Origin of the sequence: Pseudomonas sp. BT76 TE3572, from assembly GCF_050435365.1 — a bacterium.
Taxonomy (GTDB): Bacteria; Pseudomonadota; Gammaproteobacteria; order Pseudomonadales; family Pseudomonadaceae; genus Aquipseudomonas; species Aquipseudomonas fluorescens_W.
Genome location: NZ_JBNDKE010000001.1, coordinates 3865278 through 3887437 on the forward strand (window position 1 = coordinate 3865278; position 22160 = coordinate 3887437).

The 22160-nt window shown below is 59.4% G+C and carries 16 protein-coding genes and 2 tRNA genes; 6 read left to right on the forward strand and 12 right to left on the reverse strand.

Annotation, left to right across the window (positions count from 1 at the left end):
• Window positions 1-361 precede the first annotated feature (361 nt).
• Window positions 362-1597, forward strand: coding sequence for a nicotinate phosphoribosyltransferase (pncB, locus tag ABH912_RS17560; protein WP_429511253.1), 1236 nt, complete (start codon window positions 362-364; stop codon window positions 1595-1597).
• Between the two features lie 4 nt (window positions 1598-1601).
• Complete coding sequence (gene nadE / locus ABH912_RS17565) at window positions 1602-2429, forward strand: ammonia-dependent NAD(+) synthetase (protein ID WP_429511254.1); 828 nt, start codon at window positions 1602-1604, stop codon at window positions 2427-2429.
• Between the two features lie 65 nt (window positions 2430-2494).
• Here the strand turns inward: nadE and azu are convergent, their stop codons facing one another.
• Entirely contained in the window at window positions 2495-2941 is a 447-nt protein-coding gene (gene azu, locus ABH912_RS17570; RefSeq protein WP_033055561.1) for an azurin, read from the reverse strand.
• A gap of 343 nt (window positions 2942-3284) precedes the next feature.
• On the opposite strand from azu, the gene ABH912_RS17575 reads away from it, so the two are divergent.
• The gene (locus ABH912_RS17575) at window positions 3285-3872 is read left to right on the forward strand and encodes a TIGR00730 family Rossman fold protein (RefSeq protein WP_033055560.1); all 588 of its coding nucleotides are present in this window, start codon (window positions 3285-3287) and stop codon (window positions 3870-3872) included.
• 68 nt (window positions 3873-3940) lie between these two features.
• Window positions 3941-4132 (forward strand): hypothetical protein, encoded by a 192-nt coding sequence (locus tag ABH912_RS17580; RefSeq protein WP_033055559.1) that lies wholly within the window; start codon window positions 3941-3943, stop codon window positions 4130-4132.
• 223 nt (window positions 4133-4355) lie between these two features.
• Here ABH912_RS17580 and ABH912_RS17585 read toward each other — a convergent pair whose 3' ends face one another.
• The 11 genes from ABH912_RS17585 to rnr all read right to left on the reverse strand — a co-directional run bounded on the left by ABH912_RS17585 (window position 4356) and on the right by rnr (window position 21353).
• Window positions 4356-5246 carry a transglutaminase family protein gene (locus ABH912_RS17585; protein ID WP_429511255.1) on the reverse strand — a complete coding sequence of 297 codons (891 nt, stop codon included), beginning with the start codon at window positions 5244-5246 and terminating at the stop codon, window positions 4356-4358.
• Window positions 5246-7732 (reverse strand): circularly permuted type 2 ATP-grasp protein, encoded by a 2487-nt coding sequence (locus ABH912_RS17590; protein ID WP_429511256.1) that lies wholly within the window; start codon window positions 7730-7732, stop codon window positions 5246-5248. Before ABH912_RS17590 ends, ABH912_RS17585 begins: the two co-directional genes overlap by 1 nt.
• An 88-nt stretch (window positions 7733-7820) precedes the next feature.
• On the reverse strand, window positions 7821-11096 hold the full coding sequence (locus ABH912_RS17595; RefSeq protein WP_429511257.1) for a DUF2126 domain-containing protein: 3276 nt from the start codon (window positions 11094-11096) through the stop codon (window positions 7821-7823).
• A 464-nt stretch (window positions 11097-11560) separates the two neighbouring features.
• Window positions 11561-13864 (reverse strand): YgiQ family radical SAM protein, encoded by a 2304-nt coding sequence (locus ABH912_RS17600; RefSeq protein WP_033055554.1) that lies wholly within the window; start codon window positions 13862-13864, stop codon window positions 11561-11563.
• 185 nt (window positions 13865-14049) lie between these two features.
• The gene (gene dnaB / locus ABH912_RS17605) at window positions 14050-15444 is read right to left on the reverse strand and encodes a replicative DNA helicase (RefSeq protein WP_033055553.1); all 1395 of its coding nucleotides are present in this window, start codon (window positions 15442-15444) and stop codon (window positions 14050-14052) included.
• 122 nt (window positions 15445-15566) lie between these two features.
• Complete coding sequence (gene rplI / locus ABH912_RS17610; RefSeq protein ID WP_003197251.1) at window positions 15567-16013, reverse strand: 50S ribosomal protein L9; 447 nt, start codon at window positions 16011-16013, stop codon at window positions 15567-15569.
• A gap of 19 nt (window positions 16014-16032) precedes the next feature.
• Window positions 16033-16926 carry a hypothetical protein gene (locus ABH912_RS17615; RefSeq protein WP_429511258.1) on the reverse strand — a complete coding sequence of 298 codons (894 nt, stop codon included), beginning with the start codon at window positions 16924-16926 and terminating at the stop codon, window positions 16033-16035.
• A gap of 36 nt (window positions 16927-16962) precedes the next feature.
• Entirely contained in the window at window positions 16963-17193 is a 231-nt protein-coding gene (gene rpsR, locus ABH912_RS17620; protein WP_002551829.1) for a 30S ribosomal protein S18, read from the reverse strand.
• A 28-nt stretch (window positions 17194-17221) separates the two neighbouring features.
• A complete protein-coding gene (gene rpsF, locus ABH912_RS17625) occupies window positions 17222-17644 on the reverse strand; it encodes a 30S ribosomal protein S6 (RefSeq protein ID WP_003217491.1) in 423 nt (140 codons plus the stop codon).
• 314 nt (window positions 17645-17958) lie between these two features.
• Complete coding sequence (gene rlmB, locus ABH912_RS17630; protein WP_429511259.1) at window positions 17959-18726, reverse strand: 23S rRNA (guanosine(2251)-2'-O)-methyltransferase RlmB; 768 nt, start codon at window positions 18724-18726, stop codon at window positions 17959-17961.
• Complete coding sequence (rnr, locus tag ABH912_RS17635) at window positions 18723-21353, reverse strand: ribonuclease R (RefSeq protein ID WP_429511260.1); 2631 nt, start codon at window positions 21351-21353, stop codon at window positions 18723-18725. Before rnr ends, rlmB begins: the two co-directional genes overlap by 4 nt.
• Window positions 21354-21579: 226 nt before the next feature.
• Between rnr and ABH912_RS17640 the strand changes: the two genes are divergently transcribed.
• Window positions 21580-21666, forward strand: a tRNA-Leu gene (locus ABH912_RS17640).
• A gap of 166 nt (window positions 21667-21832) precedes the next feature.
• A tRNA-Leu gene (locus ABH912_RS17645) sits at window positions 21833-21919 on the forward strand.
• Window positions 21920-22160 lie beyond the last annotated feature (241 nt).

A 22160-nucleotide genomic window follows, 5' to 3' on the forward strand; every position in this document is an offset into this window, starting at 1 on the left:
AATTGAAACCGGTCTTATCCCTAGTTACTCGCACCTTGATGGATATTTAAGAAGCTGGGAAAGCCTTGCGTTGGTCGTCCAAGCCGCGGTTGACGCTACCCCGATAGTTGAGCCCCCTCCGAATTGTTCAAACAAGTGCTGTCGAGGGCTGCCACTCTCCAATTTTTGTTCCAAGTGAACGGAGGCATTACGATGTTCCCGAAAAGATCGCAGCCTTCGACAGCCCATGAAATCCGCCAGAATCGATGCTACTGCAAAAAAGGCTGGCAAACCGGGCCACTGATATGCGCCACTAGCCCCATTCATTGAAACAGCTGCAACGTCGCTGCCACGGGCCGCGGCCAGCCTGGAGAACCCCGTTATGAGCGAGAGCGTGTTTGGCGATCGCATCGTGCAGAACCTGCTCGACACCGACTTCTACAAACTGACGATGATGCAGGCGGTGCTGCACAACTACCCGAACGTGGAAGTCGAATGGGAGTTTCGTTGCCGTAACAGTGAAGATTTGCGCCCGTACCTGGCAGAAATCCGCTTCCAGATCGAACGCCTTGCCGAATTGAGCCTGAGCGCCGACCAGTTGAGTTTCATGGAGCGCATCAGCTTCATGAAGCCGGATTTCCTGCGCTTTCTCGGGTTGTTCCGCTTCAATCTGCGCTATGTCCATACCGGCATTGAAAACGGCGAGCTGTTCATCCGCCTGCGCGGGCCATGGCTGCACGTGATCCTGTTCGAAGTGCCGCTGCTGTCCATCGTCAGTGAAGTGCGCAATCGCTATCGCTACCGTGAGGTCGTGCTGGAACAGGCGCGCGAACAGCTCTATCGCAAGTTCGACTGGCTCACCGCCAACGCCAGCGCGGACGAATTGTCCGAATTGCAGGTCGCCGATTTCGGCACTCGCCGTCGCTTCTCGTACCGCGTGCAGGAAGAAGTGGTGAACGTGCTCAAGCACGATTTCCCCGGCCGTTTTGTCGGCACCAGCAACGTGCACCTTTCACGGGAGCTGGACATGAAACCGTTGGGCACCATGGCCCACGAATGGATCATGGCCCATCAGCAACTCGGCCCGCGGCTGATCGACAGTCAGATTGCCGCCCTCGATTGCTGGGTGCGCGAGTACCGTGGCCTGTTGGGGATCGCCCTCACCGACTGCATCACCACGGATGCCTTTCTCAGCGATTTCGACCTGTATTTCGCCAAGCTGTTTGACGGCTTGCGCCATGATTCCGGTGATCCGGTGCTCTGGGCAGAAAAGGCCATTGCGCACTATCACAAGCTGGGCATCGACCCGATGAGCAAGACGCTGGTGTTCTCCGACAGTCTGACGCTGCCCAAGTCCCTGGAGATTTTTCGGGCGCTGCGGGGTCGGATCAATGTGAGCTTTGGCATCGGCACCAACCTGACGTGCGATATTCCGGGTGTTGAACCGATGAGCATCGTGCTTAAAATGGCCGCCTGCAACGGCCAGCCCGTGGCAAAGATTTCCGATGAGCCTGGCAAGACTCACTGCAAAGACCCGAATTTCGTCGCCTATTTGCGACATGTTTTCAAAGTTCCTGCCGCCCTTTCCAGCACATCAAGCACATCTAGCAAGGAGTGAATTCATGCAAGCCGAACAGCGTGAGATTGCTGAACAGCTCAAGGTCCAGCCGCCGTTCGCCGACCAGGCCGCCCTCGAGGCTGAAGTCGCCCGGCGGATTACCTTCATCCAGGATTGCCTGGTCAATTCCGGGCTCAAGACCCTGGTACTCGGCATCAGCGGCGGCGTCGATTCCCTGACCGCCGGCCTCCTGGCCCAGCGTGCCATGCGCGAACTGCGCACACGCACAGGCGACGACAGCTACAAGTTCATCGCCGTGCGCCTGCCGTACGAAACCCAGTTCGACGAACATGATGCCCAGGCTTCGGTGGACTTCATCGCCCCGGACGAGCGCCACACCGTGAACATCGGTCCGGCCGTCAAATCCTTGGCCAGTGAAGTAGCGGCCTTCGAAGGCAAGCACGCGGTCTCGGTGGATTTCGTGCTGGGCAATACCAAGGCGCGGATGCGCATGGTCGCTCAATACACCATCGCCGGCGCAGCCCAGGGCCTGGTGATCGGTACCGACCACGCGGCGGAAGCGGTGATGGGTTTCTTCACCAAATTCGGTGATGGCGCGTGCGACCTGGCGCCGCTGAGCGGTCTGGTGAAAAACCAGGTCCGGGACATCGCCCGCAGCTTCGGTGCGCCGGAATCGCTGGTGGAAAAAATCCCGACGGCCGACCTTGAAGACCTGTCGCCCGGCAAACCGGACGAAGCGTCCCACGGCGTGACCTATGCCGAGATCGACGCGTTTTTGCACGGCGAGCCGGTGCGCGAGGAAGCATTCAAGATCATCTGCGACACGTACAAAAAGACTCATCACAAACGTGTGATGCCGTTCGCGCCTTGATTGAGCGAACAGACAGGCAAAAAAAAAGCGTCCAGGTGGACGCTTTTTTTATGAGAGCGATTCGATTACTTCAGGACAACAGTACCTTTCATCATCGAGATGTGGCCAGGGAACGAGCAGAAGAAACCGTACTTCTCGGCAGCATCGAGCTTCGACACGTCGAAGGTCACCGAGTCGGTTTCCTTGGCGCCGATGATTTTGGTGTGGGCGATGATGCGCGCGTCACCTTCTGGCAGGTAGTTCTTTTCGATGCCTGCGGCCAGGCCCGCGGTGGCGATCGGCTGCATATCAGCCTCTTTACTCAGCACCCAGTTATGACCCATGACGTTTTTCGGCAGGCTGCCGGAGTGTTTCAGTTCCACGGTGAACGTCTTGCAGCTCTTGTCGATGCTGATTTCCTTGGTATCGAAGGACATCTGGTCAGTCGAGTCGACAGTGACCTTGCACTCGGCAGCCATCAATTGGCTGCTGGCCAGTGTCAGCAGGGATACCGCAACAAGTTTGGCAAACATGGTGAATCTCCAAGGCAGGGTTAACAAAAGTGCGAATGGACAGAAGACTGCCTGAAAACTTCGCAAGTTCCTATGACCTGAATCAAAAATTGTATACAACTTTCGGGCTATGACACCTATCGAAACAATCTACCAGCCAGACGTCTAGGGCGGCCCTATCATCAAGCCGTCATCACGTATCTGGAGCGTCAGTCATGTCCCTTAACAGCCTGTTGCGCAGTTTGCTTGCCGCCTACGCCTGTGGCGCCAGCGGAACCTTTGAAACACCTGAACGCGAAGTGTAGACCTTGGAACGTCGCGTGCCTGCCTTTACTCTGTGGCCATCCTGACCATGGAATAAGGCATGTCTTTAGCGTCCGTTTGTGTATTTTGCGGTGCCAGCACTGGCACCAACCCGGCTTATCGTGAAGCGGCTGTCGCCTTGGGGCGAGCATTGGCCGAGCGTAAGCTGACACTGGTCTATGGCGGCGGTGCCGTCGGACTGATGGGCATCGTTGCCGATGCTGCGCTAGCGGCCGGCGGTGAAGTGATCGGGATCATCCCGCAAAGCCTCAAAGACAAGGAAATCGGTCACAGCGGCCTCACTCGCCTGGAAGTGGTCGACGGCATGCATGCGCGCAAGGCGCGGATGGCCGAGCTCAGTGACGCCTTTATCGCCCTGCCCGGCGGCCTGGGCACGCTGGAAGAACTGTTCGAAGTCTGGACCTGGGGCCAGCTCGGCTACCACGGCAAACCGCTGGGGCTGCTGGAAGTGAACGGTTTCTACAGCAAATTGACGTCTTTTCTCGATCATATCGTCGGCGAAGGCTTCGTTCGTGAACCGCACCGTGACATGCTGCAAGTGAGCGAATCGCCGCAAACCCTGCTCGATGCACTGGATGCCTGGCAGCCGACAGTGGTGCCAAAGTGGCTCGAGCAAAAACCCAGCTAACGGCTGGGCATCGATACAGGGCAGAATACGCGCCGCTCAACCTCACCTTCGACCCCAGAGGATCGCCCATGGCTAAACCCAATTATTCCTTCGCCAAACGTCAGAGAGACTTGGCCAAGGAGCAGAAGAAAGAGGAAAAGCTTCAGCGCAAGAAAGCTACAGCTGAAGAAGAAGCCGCCGCACTGAACCCGGATGCAGAAGGTGAAGTGACCGCAGAAGACGATGTTGAAGCACCGAAAGATCAGGCGCCCGACGCCTGAGACCCTCAGGGCCCGATGATCTGATCAGGCCCACCGGATCTGTGTCCAGGGTCAGCAGTTACTTTGCTGACCCTCACAGCCCCCTCTGAATTACCCCTTCCCGAAAGAACTGCACAGCCCCCTGTAGGAGTGAGCCTGCTCGCGAAAGCGTTGGCACATTCAACTTCTTGGTGGCTGAAAGATCGCTTTCGCGAGCAGGCTCACTCCTACAGGGGGCCGTGCGTTAATCCAGTGGCATCACGGTGACGCGGACTTCCGGGTCATGGCTGCCGCCACCCAAGATCACCCCGCGCAACGGCGACACATCGGAAAAATCCCGGCCCCAGGCCAAGGTGATGTGTTCCAGCGCCGGCTGCACGTTGTTGGTCGGATCGAAATCCACCCAACCGAGCACCGGGCAAAACACTGAAACCCACGCATGTGACGCATCGGCGCCGATCAGTCGCGGCTGGCCCGGTGGTGGCTGGGTCAGCAGGTAGCCACTGATATACCGCGCTGCCAACCCACGCGAACGCACACACGCGAGCATCAGGTGAGCAAAGTCCTGGCAAACACCGCGCCGGCGCTCCAGCACTTCCACTAGCGGCGTCGCCACTTGGGTCGCTTCAGCGTCGAAGGTGAATTCGCTGAAAATCTTCTCCATCAGCACCTGAACACCCAACAGCAGCGGCCGACCCGGTGGAAAACAGCTTTCGGAAAACTCGACGAAGTTGCGCTTCAGATGCACATAGGGTGATTCGAACCGGTAACGACACGCTTCCAGCAATTCGGGGGAAAGCGGTTGGCTGCTGTAGGTCAGCGCGCTGCGGGTTTCTTCCCACGCAGGGGATTGATTGAAATCCAGCGCAGGCCGGGCCAACACTTCGACGGTGAGTCGGGCGTTGACCAGCAATTCATCGTGCGGCCGCTCGAACGCCAACCGGGTCAGCGGATTACCGAACACATCCAGTTCATCGCGGCGCGAAGTCGGGTCGGGACAGATCTGCAATTGCTGCTCGGTGCAGCGCTGCCAGGCACACGTCCGCGGCCATAGGTGCGCGAGCTGCTGAGCCAGGGACACCGGGCTGTCGTAGTGATAATGGGTGTCGTGGAGAATCTGGTAATGGGCGCTCATCAGACGGACACCGTGCGCTGGCTGACGTCATCGACGTGGGCGAAATGGCGCAAGGCCAGACGATCCGACACTTGCCCACTGGCGTCGGCGATTTCTTGCAACAGGTCGGCCAGCCCCTCAATGGCTGCCCGAACGCTGGCTTCGCCGAACAGCGAGTTCTCCAGGCATCCCAGATCGAACTGTGCCAAGCGTTCCACCAACTGCGGCAACCCCGCTTCGCGAGGCACGCCGAAGTCATCATTCAAGCGTTTCAAGGTACGAGTCACCAGTTTCAACTGAAACAGCACGGCGTGGGGGTTCTGCTCGTCGAGCAGCAACAGGTCGAGCACAGGGATCAGTTGCGCCACCGCCAGATACCGCGAACGGTAAGTGATGCTGCTGTTGCCCAGCTCCAGCAGCCATTCCAGTCCGGCCTGATCGAAAGCACCGGTACCGCGCAGAAATGCCGCCAGGCTGGCGCTGAGAAATTGCAGGCGTTCGATCCGGCGGCCGATCATCAGGAAGCGCCAGCCTTCGTCCCGGGTCATGTCGTCGAGGGCGAAACCGGATAACGCCGCCAGGGACATCACCAGACGGTTGAGGAAATCCAGCAATTCGCCGAAATCCGGCTCTTCGGCTTCCAGCTCCAAGGCCTCGCGCTGCAGCTCCACCAGCGCTTGCCAGTTTTCCCGCGAGAGCTTGCCGCGCACTTGCGAGGCCGCCCACTGCAAACGCTGCAGGTTGGAGCGCAGGCTGAACGACCAGTCATCGCCAAGCAATGCCGCCAGCAAACGCTCCGGCAACTCGCCTTCATCGGGCAACAACATCAATCGTTCGCCCAGATCGACCGCCGCTTCCAGGGCTTGCGGGTCATCGCCATCGACATACCGCGCCAGCATGATTCGCAGCAGTCGCGCGCTGTCATCACAACGCTCGCAGTAACGGCCGAACCAGAACAGATTTTCCACCACTCGCGACGGCAGATACGGATCCCGTCGCACCAGGTCGTGCACACCGATCGTGCGCTGGGTTTTCCATTGCTCACCGCTCGGCGGGCGATCGCCCAACACCCAGGTGTCTTTGCTCGCGCCACCGCGCTGCATCGACACCACTTCGGCGTCAGCCTCGGCGGCAACGCGGGTAAGACCGCCGGGCAGTACCCGATAGCCCTCACGGCTGGCCACGGCGTACACACGCATGCCAATAGCCCGAGGTTGCAGATGACCGTCTTCAGCCTGCCAGATCGGGGCTTGAGAGAGTTGAGCCAATTCTTGCGCGACATAGGCGTAAGGCCTGGCCTGCATGCGCCCAGCCAGCTCGTGACGCTGTTTTTCACTCAAATCACGCCCAAATACAGGATTGAAGCTCTGTGACGGGAAAGCCGGTTTGATCAACAACTCCGGTAATTTTTCCAGGGCCTGAGCCAGCACCGGAGCCTCACCGCACCACCAGGTCGCGATGGAGGGCAGAATCAGTTCTTCGCCGAACAGGAATTGATTGATCCTCGGCAGGAAGCCCAACAACCCCGGCGACTCCAGCACGCCGCTGCCGAGGGCGTTGGCCACCAGCACCCGGCCTCGGCGTACCGCTTCCAGCAATCCCGGCACACCAAGGGCCGAGTCAGTGCGCAGCTCCAGCGGATCGCAGAAGTCATCGTCGAGCCGGCGCATGATCGCGTGGACCCGGCGCAGTCCGCTCAAGGTTTTCAGGTAGACCGTGGCATCCCGGACGGTCAGGTCGCCGCCCTCTACCAGTGGATAACCGAGCTGGCGAGCCAGATAGAGGTGTTCGAAATAGCTTTCGTTGAAACGCCCCGGCGTGAGCAGCACGATCAGCGGCGCTTCGTCATCACTCGGCGCCTGACGGGCCAGGGTTTCCTGAAGCGTGCGGAAGAATCCGGCCAGGTGCTGCACTTTCAAATCGCGGTACAACTCGGGAAAGGCCCGGGACACGATGGTGCGGTTTTCCAGCGCATAACCGGCACCGGACGGTGCTTGCGTCCGATCCGCCGTGACCCACCAGCGACCGTCAGGCGTACGCGCCAGATCCACGGCATACAGATGCAGAAAAGCCCCGTCGGGCGGCGTGATGCCCTGACAGGGCCAGAGGAAGTTGTTGTGACCGAAGACCAGCTCAGCAGGCAGCAGGCCCTCAGCGATCAACCGTTGCGGGCCGTACAAATCTGCCAGCACAGCATTGAGCAAGCGTGCCCGCTGGGCGATCCCGGCTGACAACTGCTGCCATTCATCCGCAGCAATCACGTGCGGTAGCAGATCGAGTTCCCACGGCCGATCGGCACCCTTAGGGTCGGCGTAGACGTTGTACGTCACGCCGTTTTCCTGGATCTGCCGGGTCAGCAGCGCCTGACGCTGCACCAATTGCGTTGGTGTGCTGCGTTGCAATTGGTCGAACAACCGACGCCAGTGCGGGCGCACCGCGCCGCTGTCGTCGAGCAGTTCATGATAAGTGCCCGCCGTCAGCGGGTAGCGGTCAAGCAGGTCAGGCATGGAAAGCTCGGCAGACAGCAAAGAACGGTCAGACTAACGCAGGCTCATGACGCCCGGATATACGAAAAATCCGAGCGTCGTGTACGGTTTAGAAGCGTCGTAAATCGAGAGTCATCGGCAGCTCGTCGTTAATTTCCATATTGGGTATAGGAAGTTTCCCCGGCGTATGTCCGATGCGAAAAAAACGCGCCATCCGCCGACTCTCGGCCTCATTGGCGTTCACCGGCAAGCTGTCGTAGTTGCGCCCGCCCGGGTGGGCGACGTGGTACTGACAGCCCCCCAGCGAACGCTGCATCCAGGTGTCGAGCAGGTCGAACACCAACGGCGCATGGACCGGAATAGTCGGCTGCAGGCAGTTGGCCGGTTGCCAGGCGCGGAAACGCACGCCAGCGACAAACTCGCCGACCCGCCCGGTGGGTTGCAATGGCACCGGGATGCCATTGCACGTCAGCAGATAACGCTGCGGCGGCAGACCCGTGAGTTTGACCTGCAAGCGTTCCAGCGACGAGTCCACGTAACGTACCGTGCCGCCGACTGCGCCTTCTTCGCCCAGCACATGCCAGGGCTCCAGTGCCTGACGCAATTCCAGCTCGATCCCGCTGACGGCGTAATCGCCGACCTTGGGAAAACGGAACTCCAGATGCGCCGCAAACCACTCGGCGCGCACGGGATAACCGGCGGCATTGAGGTCGGCAATGACGTCGGCGAAATCCTGTTCGATAAAGTGCGGCAACAGGAAACGATCGTGCAGCTCAGTGCCCCAGCGTGCCAGTTTCGGCGGCGCATAAGGCTCGCGCCAGAACCGCGCCACCAGCGCCCGCAACAACAATTGCTGAGCCAGGCTCATGCGCGCATGGGGCGGCATTTCAAAGGCGCGCAACTCGAGCAACCCCAGACGCCCCGTCGCACCATCCGGTGAATAGAGTTTGTCGATGCAAAACTCGGCGCGGTGAGTGTTGCCTGTCACGTCGATCAGCAGGTTACGCAGCAGCCGATCCACCAGCCACGGCGCGCACTCCTCACCCGGCTCAGGCATCTGGGCGAAGGCGATTTCCAGTTCATACAAGGCATCGTTGCGTGCCTCGTCGACCCGTGGCGCCTGAGACGTCGGGCCGATGAATAATCCCGAAAACAGGTAGGACAAGGACGGATGGTTATGCCAATAGCTGATCAGGCTGCGCAGCAGATCGGGACGGCGTAGAAACGGTGAGTCAGCCGGTGTCGCGCCGCCCAGTACGAAATGGTTACCGCCGCCGGTGCCGGTGTGCCGGCCGTCGATCATGAATTTCTCGGTGGTCAGTCGGGTCTGACGTGCCTCTTCGTAAAGGAATTCGGTGCGCTCGACCAATTCATCCCACGTGGCAGACGGCTGTACGTTGACCTCAATCACGCCCGGGTCGGGCGTGATACGGAAGTTGTTCAGGCGCGGATCGCTCGGCGGTTCATAGCCTTCCAGCAACACCGGACAACGCAATTCCTCGGCGGTGGCTTCGATGGCACTGACCAGTTCCAGATAATCCTCGACCCGCTCCAGCGGCGGCATGAACAGGTACAACCGCCCTTCTCGCGCTTCGGCGCAGAACGCCGTGCGGGTCAGCCAGTCGGCGGATTCGTCGATCTTTGGCGCGCGGTCATCAGCAATCGCAGGCTCGCCTTGGCTTTGAAGTTGTGCAGTGTCGGGCAGTGCAGGGAAATCCTGATTCGGGTCCACAGGATGAATGAACGGGTACTCCGCCGCTTTCACCCAAGGCTGCGAGCCGAGCGGCAAGCGATAGCCCAGCGGCGAATCCCCCGGCACCAGTCGGCAATGCTCATCGCGCAGATACCAGCGGCCGCTTTGCCACTGATCACCCTTGGCAGTGCGCGCCAGCGGCAGGACCTGGCCTATGACTTTGTCCAGACCCTGGCTGAAGACTTTACGCAGACGCGCTCGCTCCAGAGGCTCTTCAAGACGCGAGTCTTCGGCGCTGACGTTCTGCGGCAAAGTACCTTCGCGCCAGAGGTAATAGAAATTGTCTTCGTAGGCCGGAAATACAAAGCGTGTCGGAATTTTCAGGCGTTCGGCGACACTCGCCAGAAAGCGTCCGGCCAGCTCGCCATTGGCACCGTAGTCTTGTTGCTCATCAGCAATCAGCGCGCTGTTGTGCCAGATCGGCACATCGTCGCGGCGCCAGTAGCAGTTCAGCGACCAGCGCGGCAACTGCTCACCGGGGTACCACTTGCCCTGACCGAAATGCACCAGGCCTTGGGGCGCGTAGTGCTTGCGCATGCGCTGGAACAATTCGGCGGACAGACGTCGCTTGTCTGGCCCAAGTGCCGCGGTGTTCCATTCGGCGCCGTCAGGATCATCGATGGAAACAAACGTCGGTTCGCCGCCCATGGTCAGGCGTACGTCACCCTCCAACAGGTCGGCATCGATCTGCCGACCCAACGCCTGGATCGCCAGCCATTGGTCTTCGGTGTAGGGCTTCGTTACCCGTGGCGCTTCCCAAATCCGCTCCACGGACATTTCGTGGGTGAATTCGCACTCGCACGGTTCAACCAAGCCACTGATCGGTGCCGCAGAGCCCGGATCGGGGCTACACGCCAACGGAATGTGTCCTTCACCGGCAAACAGCCCTGACGTCGCGTCCAGGCCGATCCAGCCGGCACCGGGCAAATAGACCTCGCACCAGGCGTGCAGGTCGGTGAAGTCCACGTCAGTGCCCGACGGGCCGTCGAGGCTTTTGACGTCGGCGGTCAGTTGAATCAGGTAGCCGGAGACGAAACGCGCCGCCAGACCGAGGTTGCGCAACAGCTGCACCAGCAACCACGCGGAGTCGCGGCAGGAACCGGAGGCATGTTCGAGGGTATGTTCGGGCGTTTGCACGCCCGGCTCCATGCGAATCAGGTAGCCAATGTCTTCACTCAGGCGCTGATTGAGTGCGACGAGGAAATCCACACTGGGCAGCGGTGTGCGGTCGATGCCTTCCAGATAGGCCTTGAACTTCGGCGTCAGGGGCAAGGTTTCCAGGTACGGCGACAGTTCCTTGCGCTCATCCGCGGCGTAGGCGAACGGGATCTTTTCCGCGTAGGGCTCAAGGAAAAAGTCGAACGGATTGAAGACCGCCATCTCTGCCAGCAGATCGACTTCGATCCGCAGCTCATCGGTTTTCTCCGGGAACACCAACCGCGCCAGGTAATTGCCCTGGGGGTCTTGCTGCCAGTTGATGAAGTGCTGCTCAGGCGACACTTTCAGCGCGTAGGACAGTATCCGCGTGCGACTGTGGGCGGCCGGGCGCAGGCGAACGATCTGCGGACCGAGCTCGACGGCGCGGTCGTAGCGGTAATGCGTGACGTGGTGCAATGCGACATGAATCGACACGGCGTGCCTCCTGCGAGCCTTAAGCGTATTGGAAAGCGCGCAAGACTTATGCCATCCAGCAGCGCTGGCGCTTTCTCCGATTGCTTGAGGCAGTACAGCACCAAAATCGGGCGACGCGGGAATTTGGTTAGGGGGAGTTGCACGGAAATGTTGCGGAGGGAGGGTTGGGTTCCGCTTGAGATCCAGCCCTCACCCTAGCCCTCCCGAAACGTCGGACCGCCCGTAGGGAGAGGGGACTGACCGAGGTGTTTGGCCGAGATGCTGCAACCTGAAAGTCCCGCGTCGAACTCAGGCTTTGAAAACCACCGAGATCGACTCCCTTTCCCCCTCTCCCCATTGGGGAGAGGGATGGGCGGGCGGCGTTCCGATGAGGGGTGGATCCCATTGGCACAACACAATTTCCAGACAGCCAAAACGCAAAACGCCAACCCGAAGGTTGGCGTTCTGTTCAGCGCTAGCGAGGTTTAGCGCGGTACAACCGGCTTGCGCGCAGGCTTCGGTCCCTTGCCTTTGGCCGCGTCCTTACGATCCTTGGCCGCCTGCTGGTTGCGGGCGAATGCCGCTGCCTTGGCCTGTTCACGCTTGTCCCACGGATTGCCGCCATCACTGGCGCGCGGTGGCAAGCCCGTGTGCTGGGTCAGGATCTTGGTGGTCTTTTCCCCAGCCACTTTATGGCTGCCGGCCGGTGTCGAGTTCTTGCGACGGGCGCTCTGGTAGCTGTCGGTCGCTGGCTGATGCAGCGGGATCAACTGGTTCTTGCCCGGCCCGATCAGATCGGCGCGGCCCATGCGGGTCAGCGCCTCACGCAGCATCGGCCAGCCTTTCGGGTCGTGATAACGCAAGAACGCCTTGTGCAGACGACGCTGCTCTTCGCTCTTGACGATGGTCACGGCGTCGCTCTTGTAAGTGACCTTACGCAGCGGGTTCTTGCCCGAGTGGTACATCGCGGTGGCGGTGGCCATCGGCGACGGGTAGAACGCCTGCACCTGGTCGGCACGGAAGCCGTTGCCCTTGAGCCACAGGGCCAGGTTCATCATGTCTTCGTCGGTGGTGCCCGGGTGAGCGGCGATGAAGTACGGAATCAGGTACTGCTCTTTCCCGGCTTCCTTGGAGTACTTCTCGAACATGCGCTTGAACTTGTCATAGCTACCGATGCCCGGTTTCATCATCTGATTGAGCGGACCTTCCTCGGTGTGTTCCGGGGCGATCTTCAGGTAACCACCGACGTGGTGGGTCACCAGCTCTTTGACGTATTCCGGCGACTCGACCGCGAGGTCGTAGCGCAGACCGGAAGCGATCAGGATCTTCTTCACACCCGGCAAGGCACGGGCGCTGCGGTACAGCTGGATCAGCGACGAGTGATCGGTGTTCAGGTTCGGGCAAATGCCCGGGAACACGCACGAAGGCTTGCGGCACGCGGATTCGATTTCCGGGGTCTTGCAAGCAATGCGGTACATGTTCGCGGTCGGGCCGCCGAGGTCGGAAATGACGCCGGTAAAGCCTGGGACCTTGTCGCGGATCTCTTCGATTTCGCGAATGATCGACTCTTCGGAGCGGTTCTGGATGATCCGGCCTTCGTGCTCGGTGATCGAGCAGAAGGTGCAGCCGCCGAAGCAGCCACGCATGATGTTCACCGAGAAGCGGATCATGTCGTAGGCAGGGATCTTTTCCTTGCCGTACGCCGGGTGCGGAATGCGCGCATAGGGCATGCCGAACACGTAGTCCATTTCTTCAGTGGTCATCGGAATCGGAGGCGGGTTGAACCAGACGTCGACTTCGCCGTGCTTCTGCACCAGCGCACGGGCGTTGCCCGGGTTGGTTTCCAGGTGAAGCACGCGGTTGGCGTGAGCATAAAGAACCGCGTCACCGCGGACTTTCTCAACCGAAGGCAGACGAATCACGGTCTTGTCGCGAGTCATCTTCGGGCTGGCCAGAATCTGCACGACCTTGGCTTCGCTCGGATCTTCAACCGGGCCTTTTTCCTGCTCGATGGCACAGGCCTGGGTGTCCTGGGTGTTCACGTACGGGTTGATGATCTTGTCGATCTTGCCCGGACGGTCGATGCGCGTGGAATCGACTTCGTACCAGTCTTTCGGCGTGTCGCGACGAATGAACGCGGTGCCGCGCACGTCGGTGATGTCTTCGATCTTGTGACCGTAGGACAGACGCTGGGCGACTTCGACGATCGCACGCTCGGCGTTGCCGTAGAGCAGGATGTCGGCGCAGGCGTCGATCAGGATCGAGTTGCGAACCCGGTCCTGCCAGTAATCGTAGTGGGCGATGCGGCGCAGGGAAGCTTCGATGCCACCGAGAACGATCGGCACGTTCTTGTAGGCTTCCTTGCAACGCTGGCTGTAAACCAGGCTCGCGCGGTCCGGACGTTTGCCCGCCAGGCCGCCCGGGGTGTAGGCGTCATCGGAACGGATTTTTTTGTCGGCGGTGTAGCGGTTGATCATCGAGTCCATGTTGCCGGCCGCGACGCCGAAGAACAGGTTCGGCTCGCCGAGCTTCATGAAGTCGTCTTTGGACTGCCAGTTCGGCTGGGCAATGATCCCGACGCGGAAGCCTTGCGACTCCAGCAGCCGGCCGATGATTGCCATGCCGAACGACGGATGGTCAACGTACGCATCACCGGTGACGATGATGATGTCGCATGAATCCCAGCCAAGCTGATCCATCTCCTCCCTGCTCATCGGCAGGAATGGCGCTGGACCGAAACATTCGGCCCAGTACTTGGGATAGTCAAATAACGGCTTGGCTGTTTGCATGACGATGACCGGTGTTGAGATGAAAAATCGCGGGCGCGGAATATAGCACAAAAAATAACCAATTCCGACGGCTATGGTCGGAAATTAGCGGCGCGCCCATCGCGGGCAAGCCCGCTCCCACAGGAATCACACGGAACCTGTGGGAGCGGGCTTGCCCGCGATGGGGCCCGCTCAGACGACGAAAATTATTCGTCGTCGAAGTTGTAGCTGCCCGGTGCCAGGTTTTCGAAACGGGTGTACTTGCCGATGAACGCTAGTCGTGACGTGCCGATAGGGCCGTTCCGCTGCTTGCCGATGATGATCTCGGCGATGCCTTTGTGTTCGGTTTCCGGGTGATACACCTCGTCCCGGTACACGAACATGATGACGTCGGCATCCTGCTCGATCGCTCCGGATTCCCGCAAGTCGGAGTTGATCGGGCGCTTGTTCGGGCGTTGCTCCAGGGAGCGGTTGAGCTGCGACAGCGCCACCACCGGGCAGTTGAATTCCTTGGCCAGGGCTTTCAAGGAACGGGAGATCTCGGAAATCTCGTTGGTCCGGTTGTCACCGCCAGAACCCGGGATCTGCATCAATTGCAGGTAGTCGATCATGATCAGGGCGATATCGCCGTGTTCACGCACCAGACGCCGGGTCCGTGCGCGCATTTCCGACGGGCTGATACCGGCGGTATCGTCAATGAACAGCTTGCGATCGTTAAGCAAGTTGACCGCCGATGTCAGGCGCGGCCAATCGTCGTCTTCCAGGCGACCGGCACGAACCTTGGTCTGATCGATCCGGCCGAGGGACGACAACATACGCATGATCAGCGATTCGCCTGGCATCTCCAGCGAGTAAACCAATACGCATTTGTCGCTGCGCAGCACGGCGTTTTCCACCAGGTTCATCGCAAAGGTGGTTTTACCCATGGATGGGCGGCCGGCGACGATGATCAGGTCAGACGGTTGCAGGCCGCTGGTCATACCGTCGAGATCGGTATAACCGGTGGACAGGCCGGTAATGGCGTTGTCAGTGTTGAACAAGGTGTCGATGCGGTCGATGGCCTTGGTCAACAGGTCATTCACGCTCACCGGGCCGCCGGTTTTTGGCCGGGCCTCGGCGATCTGGAAAATCTGCCGTTCGGCTTCGTCGAGAATCTCTTCAGCCGAGCGGCCTTCCGGGTTGAAGGCGCTGTCGGCGATTTCGGTGGCGATGCCGATCAACTGTCGCAACGTTGCCCGTGCACGGACGATCTGCGCATACGCCTTGATGTTGGCGACGGATGGCGTGTTTTTTGCCAGCTCGCCAAGGTATCCGAGGCCGCCGACTTGCGAGGTCTGACCTTCCTTGTCCAATTGCTCGGCAAGGGTCACGACGTCGATCGGCGAGTTCTGGTCGGCGAGCTTGGCGATCGCACGGAAGATCAGGCGGTGGTCATGTCGATAGAAATCGCCGTCCGAGACCTGATCCAGCACGCGTTCCCAGGCGTTGTTGTCCAGCATCAAACCACCGAGCACGGCCTGCTCGGCCTCGATGGAATGCGGCGGCACCTTCAGGGCAGCGGTTTGCAGATCGTATTGCTCAGGAGCGGAGATATCGTTCATGGCCACTTGAATTAGTTTTGTGAAAATCAGGAACTGCAGAAAGACAAAGGGCACGACCTGTAAACAGGATCGTGCCCGATGTTACCGGCAAGCACCCGAGGGTGCCAGCCGACAAGTGCTGCTTAAGCTGCTACCACGACAACGCGTACGGTGGCTTCAACTTCGGCGTGCAGGTGCACGGCTACGTCGAATTCGCCTACGTTGCGGATAGTGCCGTTCGGCAGACGAACTTCGCTTTTTGCAACTTCAACGCCAGAGGCGGTCAGTGCATCAGCGATGTCGTGAGTACCGATCGAACCGAACAGCTTGCCTTCGTCGCCAGCGGTGGCAGTGATAGTCACTTCCAGCTCAGCCAGTTGGGCAGCGCGGCTTTCAGCCGAAGTTTTACGATCTGCTGCGGCTTTTTCCAGCTCAGCGCGACGCTCTTCGAACGCAGCCAGGTTGGCAGCGGTCGCAGCGGTAGCTTTGCCGTAAGGCAGCAGGTAGTTACGACCGTAACCAGCCTTAACGTTCACTTTGTCACCCAGGTTGCCCAGGTTGGTGACTTTTTCCAGAAGGATCAGTTGCATGTGAAAATCCTCTTAACTTTTAACCTTCACCGTTCGCGCTATCGACGTCTTTCGGCGTCGAACGACCGCGAAAATCAATCAGGCTGTCGACGATGGCCAAGACCACCAGCAACGGATAGATCAGCTGCATGAACAGCAACAGCGTGACGTACAACCCCACCAGCCAGAACCTGGCCAGTCGCTTTTGCGCCACCAGCCCGTGAATCAGGGCCAGCCCGGCGAACACCAGCGGTACACTGCACAACGGCGTCAACATGGCCATCTGCGGACCGATGTTCGGTCCCAGAAGCATGAACACCAGCAGTAACATCGCCAGCCCCAGCGGGAAGCGGATGGCGCGAAACTCGCGACCAAAACCACCCGGGTTGTACAACAACGCCTGCCAGTAGCGCCCGACAAGCAGGCTCAGCACACTGACGATTTGCAACAAGGCCGCAATCAGGCCGGTCAGGACCGGTGCGATCAGGGACGCAAAATGCGCTTGCTCGTCTACCGACAACTTCTGGTAGACATCACCGAGTAGCGACGGCATGACTTTTATCAAAGCCTGCGCCAGCATCTCGATTTGGGGACCAAAAGCCGTCCCCAGCACCACTGAAAACACCACTCCCATCGCTATGCTGACCAGCAGCACGCGGTTCCAGGATTCGCTTGCGCGCAAAACCAACGCAAGGCTCCAAGACCCCAGCAGCACCAGAAGTGCCCGTGGGTCATCGGAGTAAAGCCACCAGGCCAACGCCGGCAGCAGTCCCAGAGCAAGAACGCCCAGGGCGTCCTTCAATCCGCGCCGCAGGAGCACAAGGCAACCAGCGGCAGCACCCAACCAATACAACAACGGCAATATTGCGCATCCGGCCACTACGAGAGTGGCCTGCATACGGCCGCGCATGATGAACTCAGCTATGGCACGCATGCTTTCAATCCTTTGCTACGTGTCGACTGCCCGGTCTCAGCGGCCGTGGCTGTCGGTGTAGGCCAGCAGGGCCAGGAAGCGGGCGCGCTTGATAGCGGTGGCCAGCTGACGCTGATAACGTGCTTTGGTACCGGTGATGCGGCTTGGAACGATTTTGCCGGTCTCGGATACATAAGCTTTCAGAGTGTTGAGATCTTTGTAATCGATCTCTTTCACGTCTTCAGCGGTGAAGCGGCAGAATTTACGACGACGGAAGAAACGTGCCATGTAATAGGCTCCTCAAAAGGTCCGTGGATTACTCGTCAGCGTTATCGCTGTTGTCGCTGTCATCACTATCAGCGCTTTCAGCGCCTTCGTGCTCAGGACGGTCGCGACGCTCACGGCGCTCACTGCGGTTTTCTTCAGCCTTGAGCATCTCGGATTGGCCGGTAACGGCTTCTTCGCGACGGATGACCAGGTTACGGATCACTGCATCGTTGTAGCGGAAGTTGTCTTCCAGCTCGGCCAGGGCCTTGCCAGTGCACTCAACGTTCAGCATCACGTAGTGAGCCTTGTGAACATTGTTGATTGCGTAGGCCAGTTGACGACGGCCCCAATCTTCCAGACGGTGGATTTTGCCGCCGTCTTCTTCGATCAGCTTGGTGTAACGCTCTACCATGCCGCCGACTTGCTCGCTTTGATCCGGGTGGACCAAAAAGATGATTTCGTAATGACGCATGAATGCTCCTTACGGGTTGTAGCCTGCCGCTCAAAAGCGGTCAGACAAGGAGTGAATGACACTTATGGACTTGCTTGCGATAGACACATGCGTGCCTGCCGTCACAGCAAGGGGCGCAATTGTAGAGAAGGGACAGAAGAGGTGCAAGGCAATTGGTGATTATTTGAACAGCTCGTTCAACCCACTATTTTCGCCTCACCACAAACCACTGTGGGAGCGGGCTTGCTCGCGAAGGCGATATAACTTTCAACATTGATGCTGAATGTTACTCCGCTATCGCGAGCAGGCTCGCTCCCACAGGGATCGCAACTGGTTTAAGACTTTTTGGCGGTTCCGGCGGCTTTGACGCTACGCTGGCGCTGAGCCTCGAACAGGCAAACGCCAGTCGCCACGGATACGTTGAGGCTGCTGACGCTACCGGTCATCGGCAGGTGCACCAGATAATCGCAAAGATCGCGAGTCAGGCGACGCATGCCGCTGCCTTCAGCACCCATGATCAGGATGGTCGGGCCAGTCATGTCTTGCTGATACAGACTCTGCTCAGCCTCGCCCGCCGTACCGACAACCCACAAGCCACGTTGCTTGAGTTTTTCCAGGGTGCGCGCCAGGTTGGTGACGGCGACCAGCGGAATCACTTCCGCCGCGCCACAAGCGACTTTTCGTACCGTCGGGGTCAGCGTGGCTGACTTGTCCTTCGGCACGATCACCGCCAGTGCGCCGGCCGCATCCGCCGAACGCAGGCAAGCGCCGAGGTTGTGCGGATCGGTCACGCCGTCGAGCACCAGCAACAGCGGTGCGCCTTCAGTGCGATCGAGCAATTCGTCGAGCATGGCCTCGCCCCAGACCTGGCTCGGACTCACGTCCGCCACCACGCCTTGGTGCACGCCTTCAACCCAGGCATCCAGCTCGCGACGCTCAGCATTGCCGACGGCTACACGATTTTCGGCAGCCAACTGGATCAGGGTCTGCACGCGCGGATCACTGCGGCCTTCGGCCAGCCAGATCTGCTTGACGCGTTTTGGGTGGTGACGCAGCAACGCTTCTACAGCATGCACGCCGTAGATCTTTTCCAAATTACTCATGACTTGGCCTTCGGCTTACGCGCCCCGCCGCTTTTGGCGGCTGGAGCAGAACCCGCTTTTGGCGGGCCTTTACGGTGTTTGCTCGGTTTGGCTGGCTTGCCGCCGGGAGCCTTGTCAGGCGCCGACCGTCCGGTCTTTCCCCCAGACGCCGCTTTACCGCCGCTTTTCGCTTCAGACAACAACGCCTGCTTCATTTCGCGGCTTTTGCGCAATTCGGCATTTTTCGCCGCGGCGTCGCTCGGGCGATAGGCTTCGACAGCTTTTTCCTTGGCAGGACGACGACCTGTTTTCGCCGGGGCCGGTTCAGCAACTGTTTTGGCAGCAGGTGCAGCGGTTTCTGTTCCGCGCTTTTTGCGGCCAATCGGCGCGCTGATGGTTTTTTCAGCCATCTCGAAGTCGATCTTGCGTTCGTCGAGGTCGACGCGCATGACGCGCACTTCAACGGTATCGCCAAGACGGAAGCTGCGACCGGTACGCTCACCGGCCAGGCGGTGGTGCACAGGATCGAAGTGGTAGTAATCGCCCGGCAGCGCGGTGACGTGCACCAGGCCTTCGACGTAGATATCGGTCAGCTCGACGAACAGACCAAAACCGGTCACGGCAGTGATCACACCCGGGAACGACTCGCCCACACGGTCTTTCATGAACTCGCACTTGAGCCAGTTCACGACGTCGCGGGTCGCTTCGTCGGCACGGCGCTCGCTCATCGAGCACTGCTCGCCGAGCTGCTCCAGGATCGCTTCGTCGTACGGATAGATGCGCGCTTTCGGAATGGTCATCGCGCCAGCACGGCGAACGTGCGGGGTGTCCATTTTCGAATGGATGACGCTGCGAATCGCCCGGTGCGTGAGCAAATCCGGGTAGCGGCGGATCGGCGAGGTGAAGTGGGTGTAGGCTTCGTAATTGAGGCCGAAGTGGCCCTGGTTATCAGCGCTATACACCGCTTGGCTCAACGAACGCAGCATGACGGTCTGGATCAGATGGAAATCCGGACGGTCCTTGATGCTCGCCAGCAATGCCTGGTAATCCTTCGGCGACGGGCCGTCCTTGCCTTTGTGCAGGGACAGGCCGAGCTCGCCAAGGAAGGCGCGCAGTTTTTCCAGACGCTCCGGTGGCGGGCCATCGTGGACGCGGTACAGCGCAGGGATTTCGTGCTTTTTCAGGAATTCGGCAGTGGCCACGTTGGCCGCCAGCATGCATTCCTCGATCAGCTTGTGGGCGTCGTTGCGAACGGTTGGACGGATTTCGGCAATCTTGCGCTCGGTCCCGAAGATGATCCGGGTTTCCTGCGTTTCGAAATCGATCGCGCCACGCACGTGACGAGCGGCCAACAGCACCTTGTAGAGCGCGTAGAGCTGCTTGAGGTGCGGCAGAACGTCGTTGTACTCGCCACGGAGCTGACGCGCCTCGGTGAGTTTCGGCGTTTCCAGCATCGAGCTGACTTTGTTGTAGGTCAGGCGAGCGTGGGAGTGAATCACCGCTTCGTAGAAGCAGTAGTCGGTCATCTCGCCGGATTTGGAGATGGTCATCTCGCAAACCATGGCCAGGCGATCGACGTGCGGGTTCAGCGAGCACAGGCCGTTGGACAGCTGCTCAGGCAGCATCGGCACGACGCGCTCAGGGAAATACACCGAGTTACCGCGAACCTGGGACTCGTTGTCCAGTGCCGAACCGATTTTCACGTAGCTGGAAACGTCGGCAATCGCCACGTACAACTTCCAGCCGCCGGAGAACAGGCGCAGCTTGCCCGGTTTGGCTTCGCAGTAGACCGCATCATCGAAGTCGCGCGCATCTTCGCCGTCGATGGTGACGAACGGCAGATGACGCAGGTCGATGCGCTTCTCTTTGTCTTTCTCTTCGACTTCCGGCTTGAGCTTGGCGGCTTCTTTCAGCACAGCCTCAGGCCAGACGTGAGGAATATCGTAGGTGCGCAGGGCGACATCGATTTCCATGCCCGGCGCCATGTAGTTGCCCACGACTTCGACCACGTCGCCTTGCGGCTGGAAGCGTGGCGTCGGCCAGTGAGTGATCTTCACTTCGACGAACTGACCGATCTGCGCGTTGGCATTGCGACCCGGCGTGACCAGCACTTCTTGCTGGATCTTCGGATTGTCCGCAACGACAAAACCAATACCGCCCTCTTCGAAGTAGCGACCAACGATGGTCTCGTGGGCACGGGACACCACTTCGACGATCATGCCTTCGCGGCGACCGCGACGGTCAAGGCCGGAAACACGGGCCAGGGCACGATCGCCATCGAACACCAGACGCATTTGCGCCGGGCTCATGAACAGGTCGTCACTGCCGTCGTCCGGGACCAGGAAGCCGAAGCCGTCACGGTGACCGCTGATGCGGCCCAGGATCAGGTCGAGCTTGTCCACCGGCGCATAGGTGCCGCGACGGGTATAGATGAGTTGAGCGTCGCGCTCCATGGCGCGCAGGCGGCGGCGCAGGGCTTCGATCTGGTCTTCTGTCGTCAGACCAAACTCTTCGACCAACTGCTCGCGGTTAGCAGGCGAACCCCGATCAGCAAGGTGCTGAAGGATCAGTTCGCGGCTAGGAATAGGGTTGTCATATTTTTCCGCTTCACGAGCGGCCTCGGGATCGAGGGACTGCCAATCGGCCATTAGAGAGTTTTCACCTTGTCTATATGCGGGTTAGTTTGGCATAGGCGTAATGAAACGGGAAATTTCAGGCTGTGACAGCCCATCTAAAGCCCTTTATCGACACCGCGACGCTGAATTAAATGCCGCTGGTAAAATATTCCAGGTTTTTTTGATGTCGGGGGTTTACAGTTAAAAAGACGCTCCGTATAGTGCGCGCCATCGACGACGCAGACGCATTGCCGATAATGCCCAGATGGTGAAATTGGTAGACACGCCAGCTTCAGGTGCTGGTGACCGCAAGGTCGTGGAAGTTCGAGTCTTCTTCTGGGCACCAATTTCGAGCTTGAGATTAGTTCAATTTCAAGGCTCACACAAAAACCCGCGAAAGCGGGTTTTTTGCATTCTAAGCCTCTGATTTATTAAAACTAAATCAGGGGTTTACAGATCAAAAAGCTCTCCGTATAGTGCGCCACATCAACAGCGGCAACGCTGAAGATTATGCCCAGATGGTGAAATTGGTAGACACGCCAGCTTCAGGTGCTGGTGACCGCAAGGTCGTGGAAGTTCGAGTCTTCTTCTGGGCACCAATTCAAATTTCAGAGTCGATCTGAAATTTCACAAAAACCCGCGAAAGCGGGTTTTTGCGTTTCTGGCATTTGAAAAGATATCAATGCGGCCTTTTGTGGCGAGGGAGCTTACTCTCGCTGGGGTGCGGAACAGCCCTACTTGTTAATCTCTGCCATACATTTTTTCCTCTTTTGCGACTGCTTCGCAGCCGAGCGGGAGCAAGCTCCCTCACCACAAAGGCTCGCACTAGCCACCTCAGAC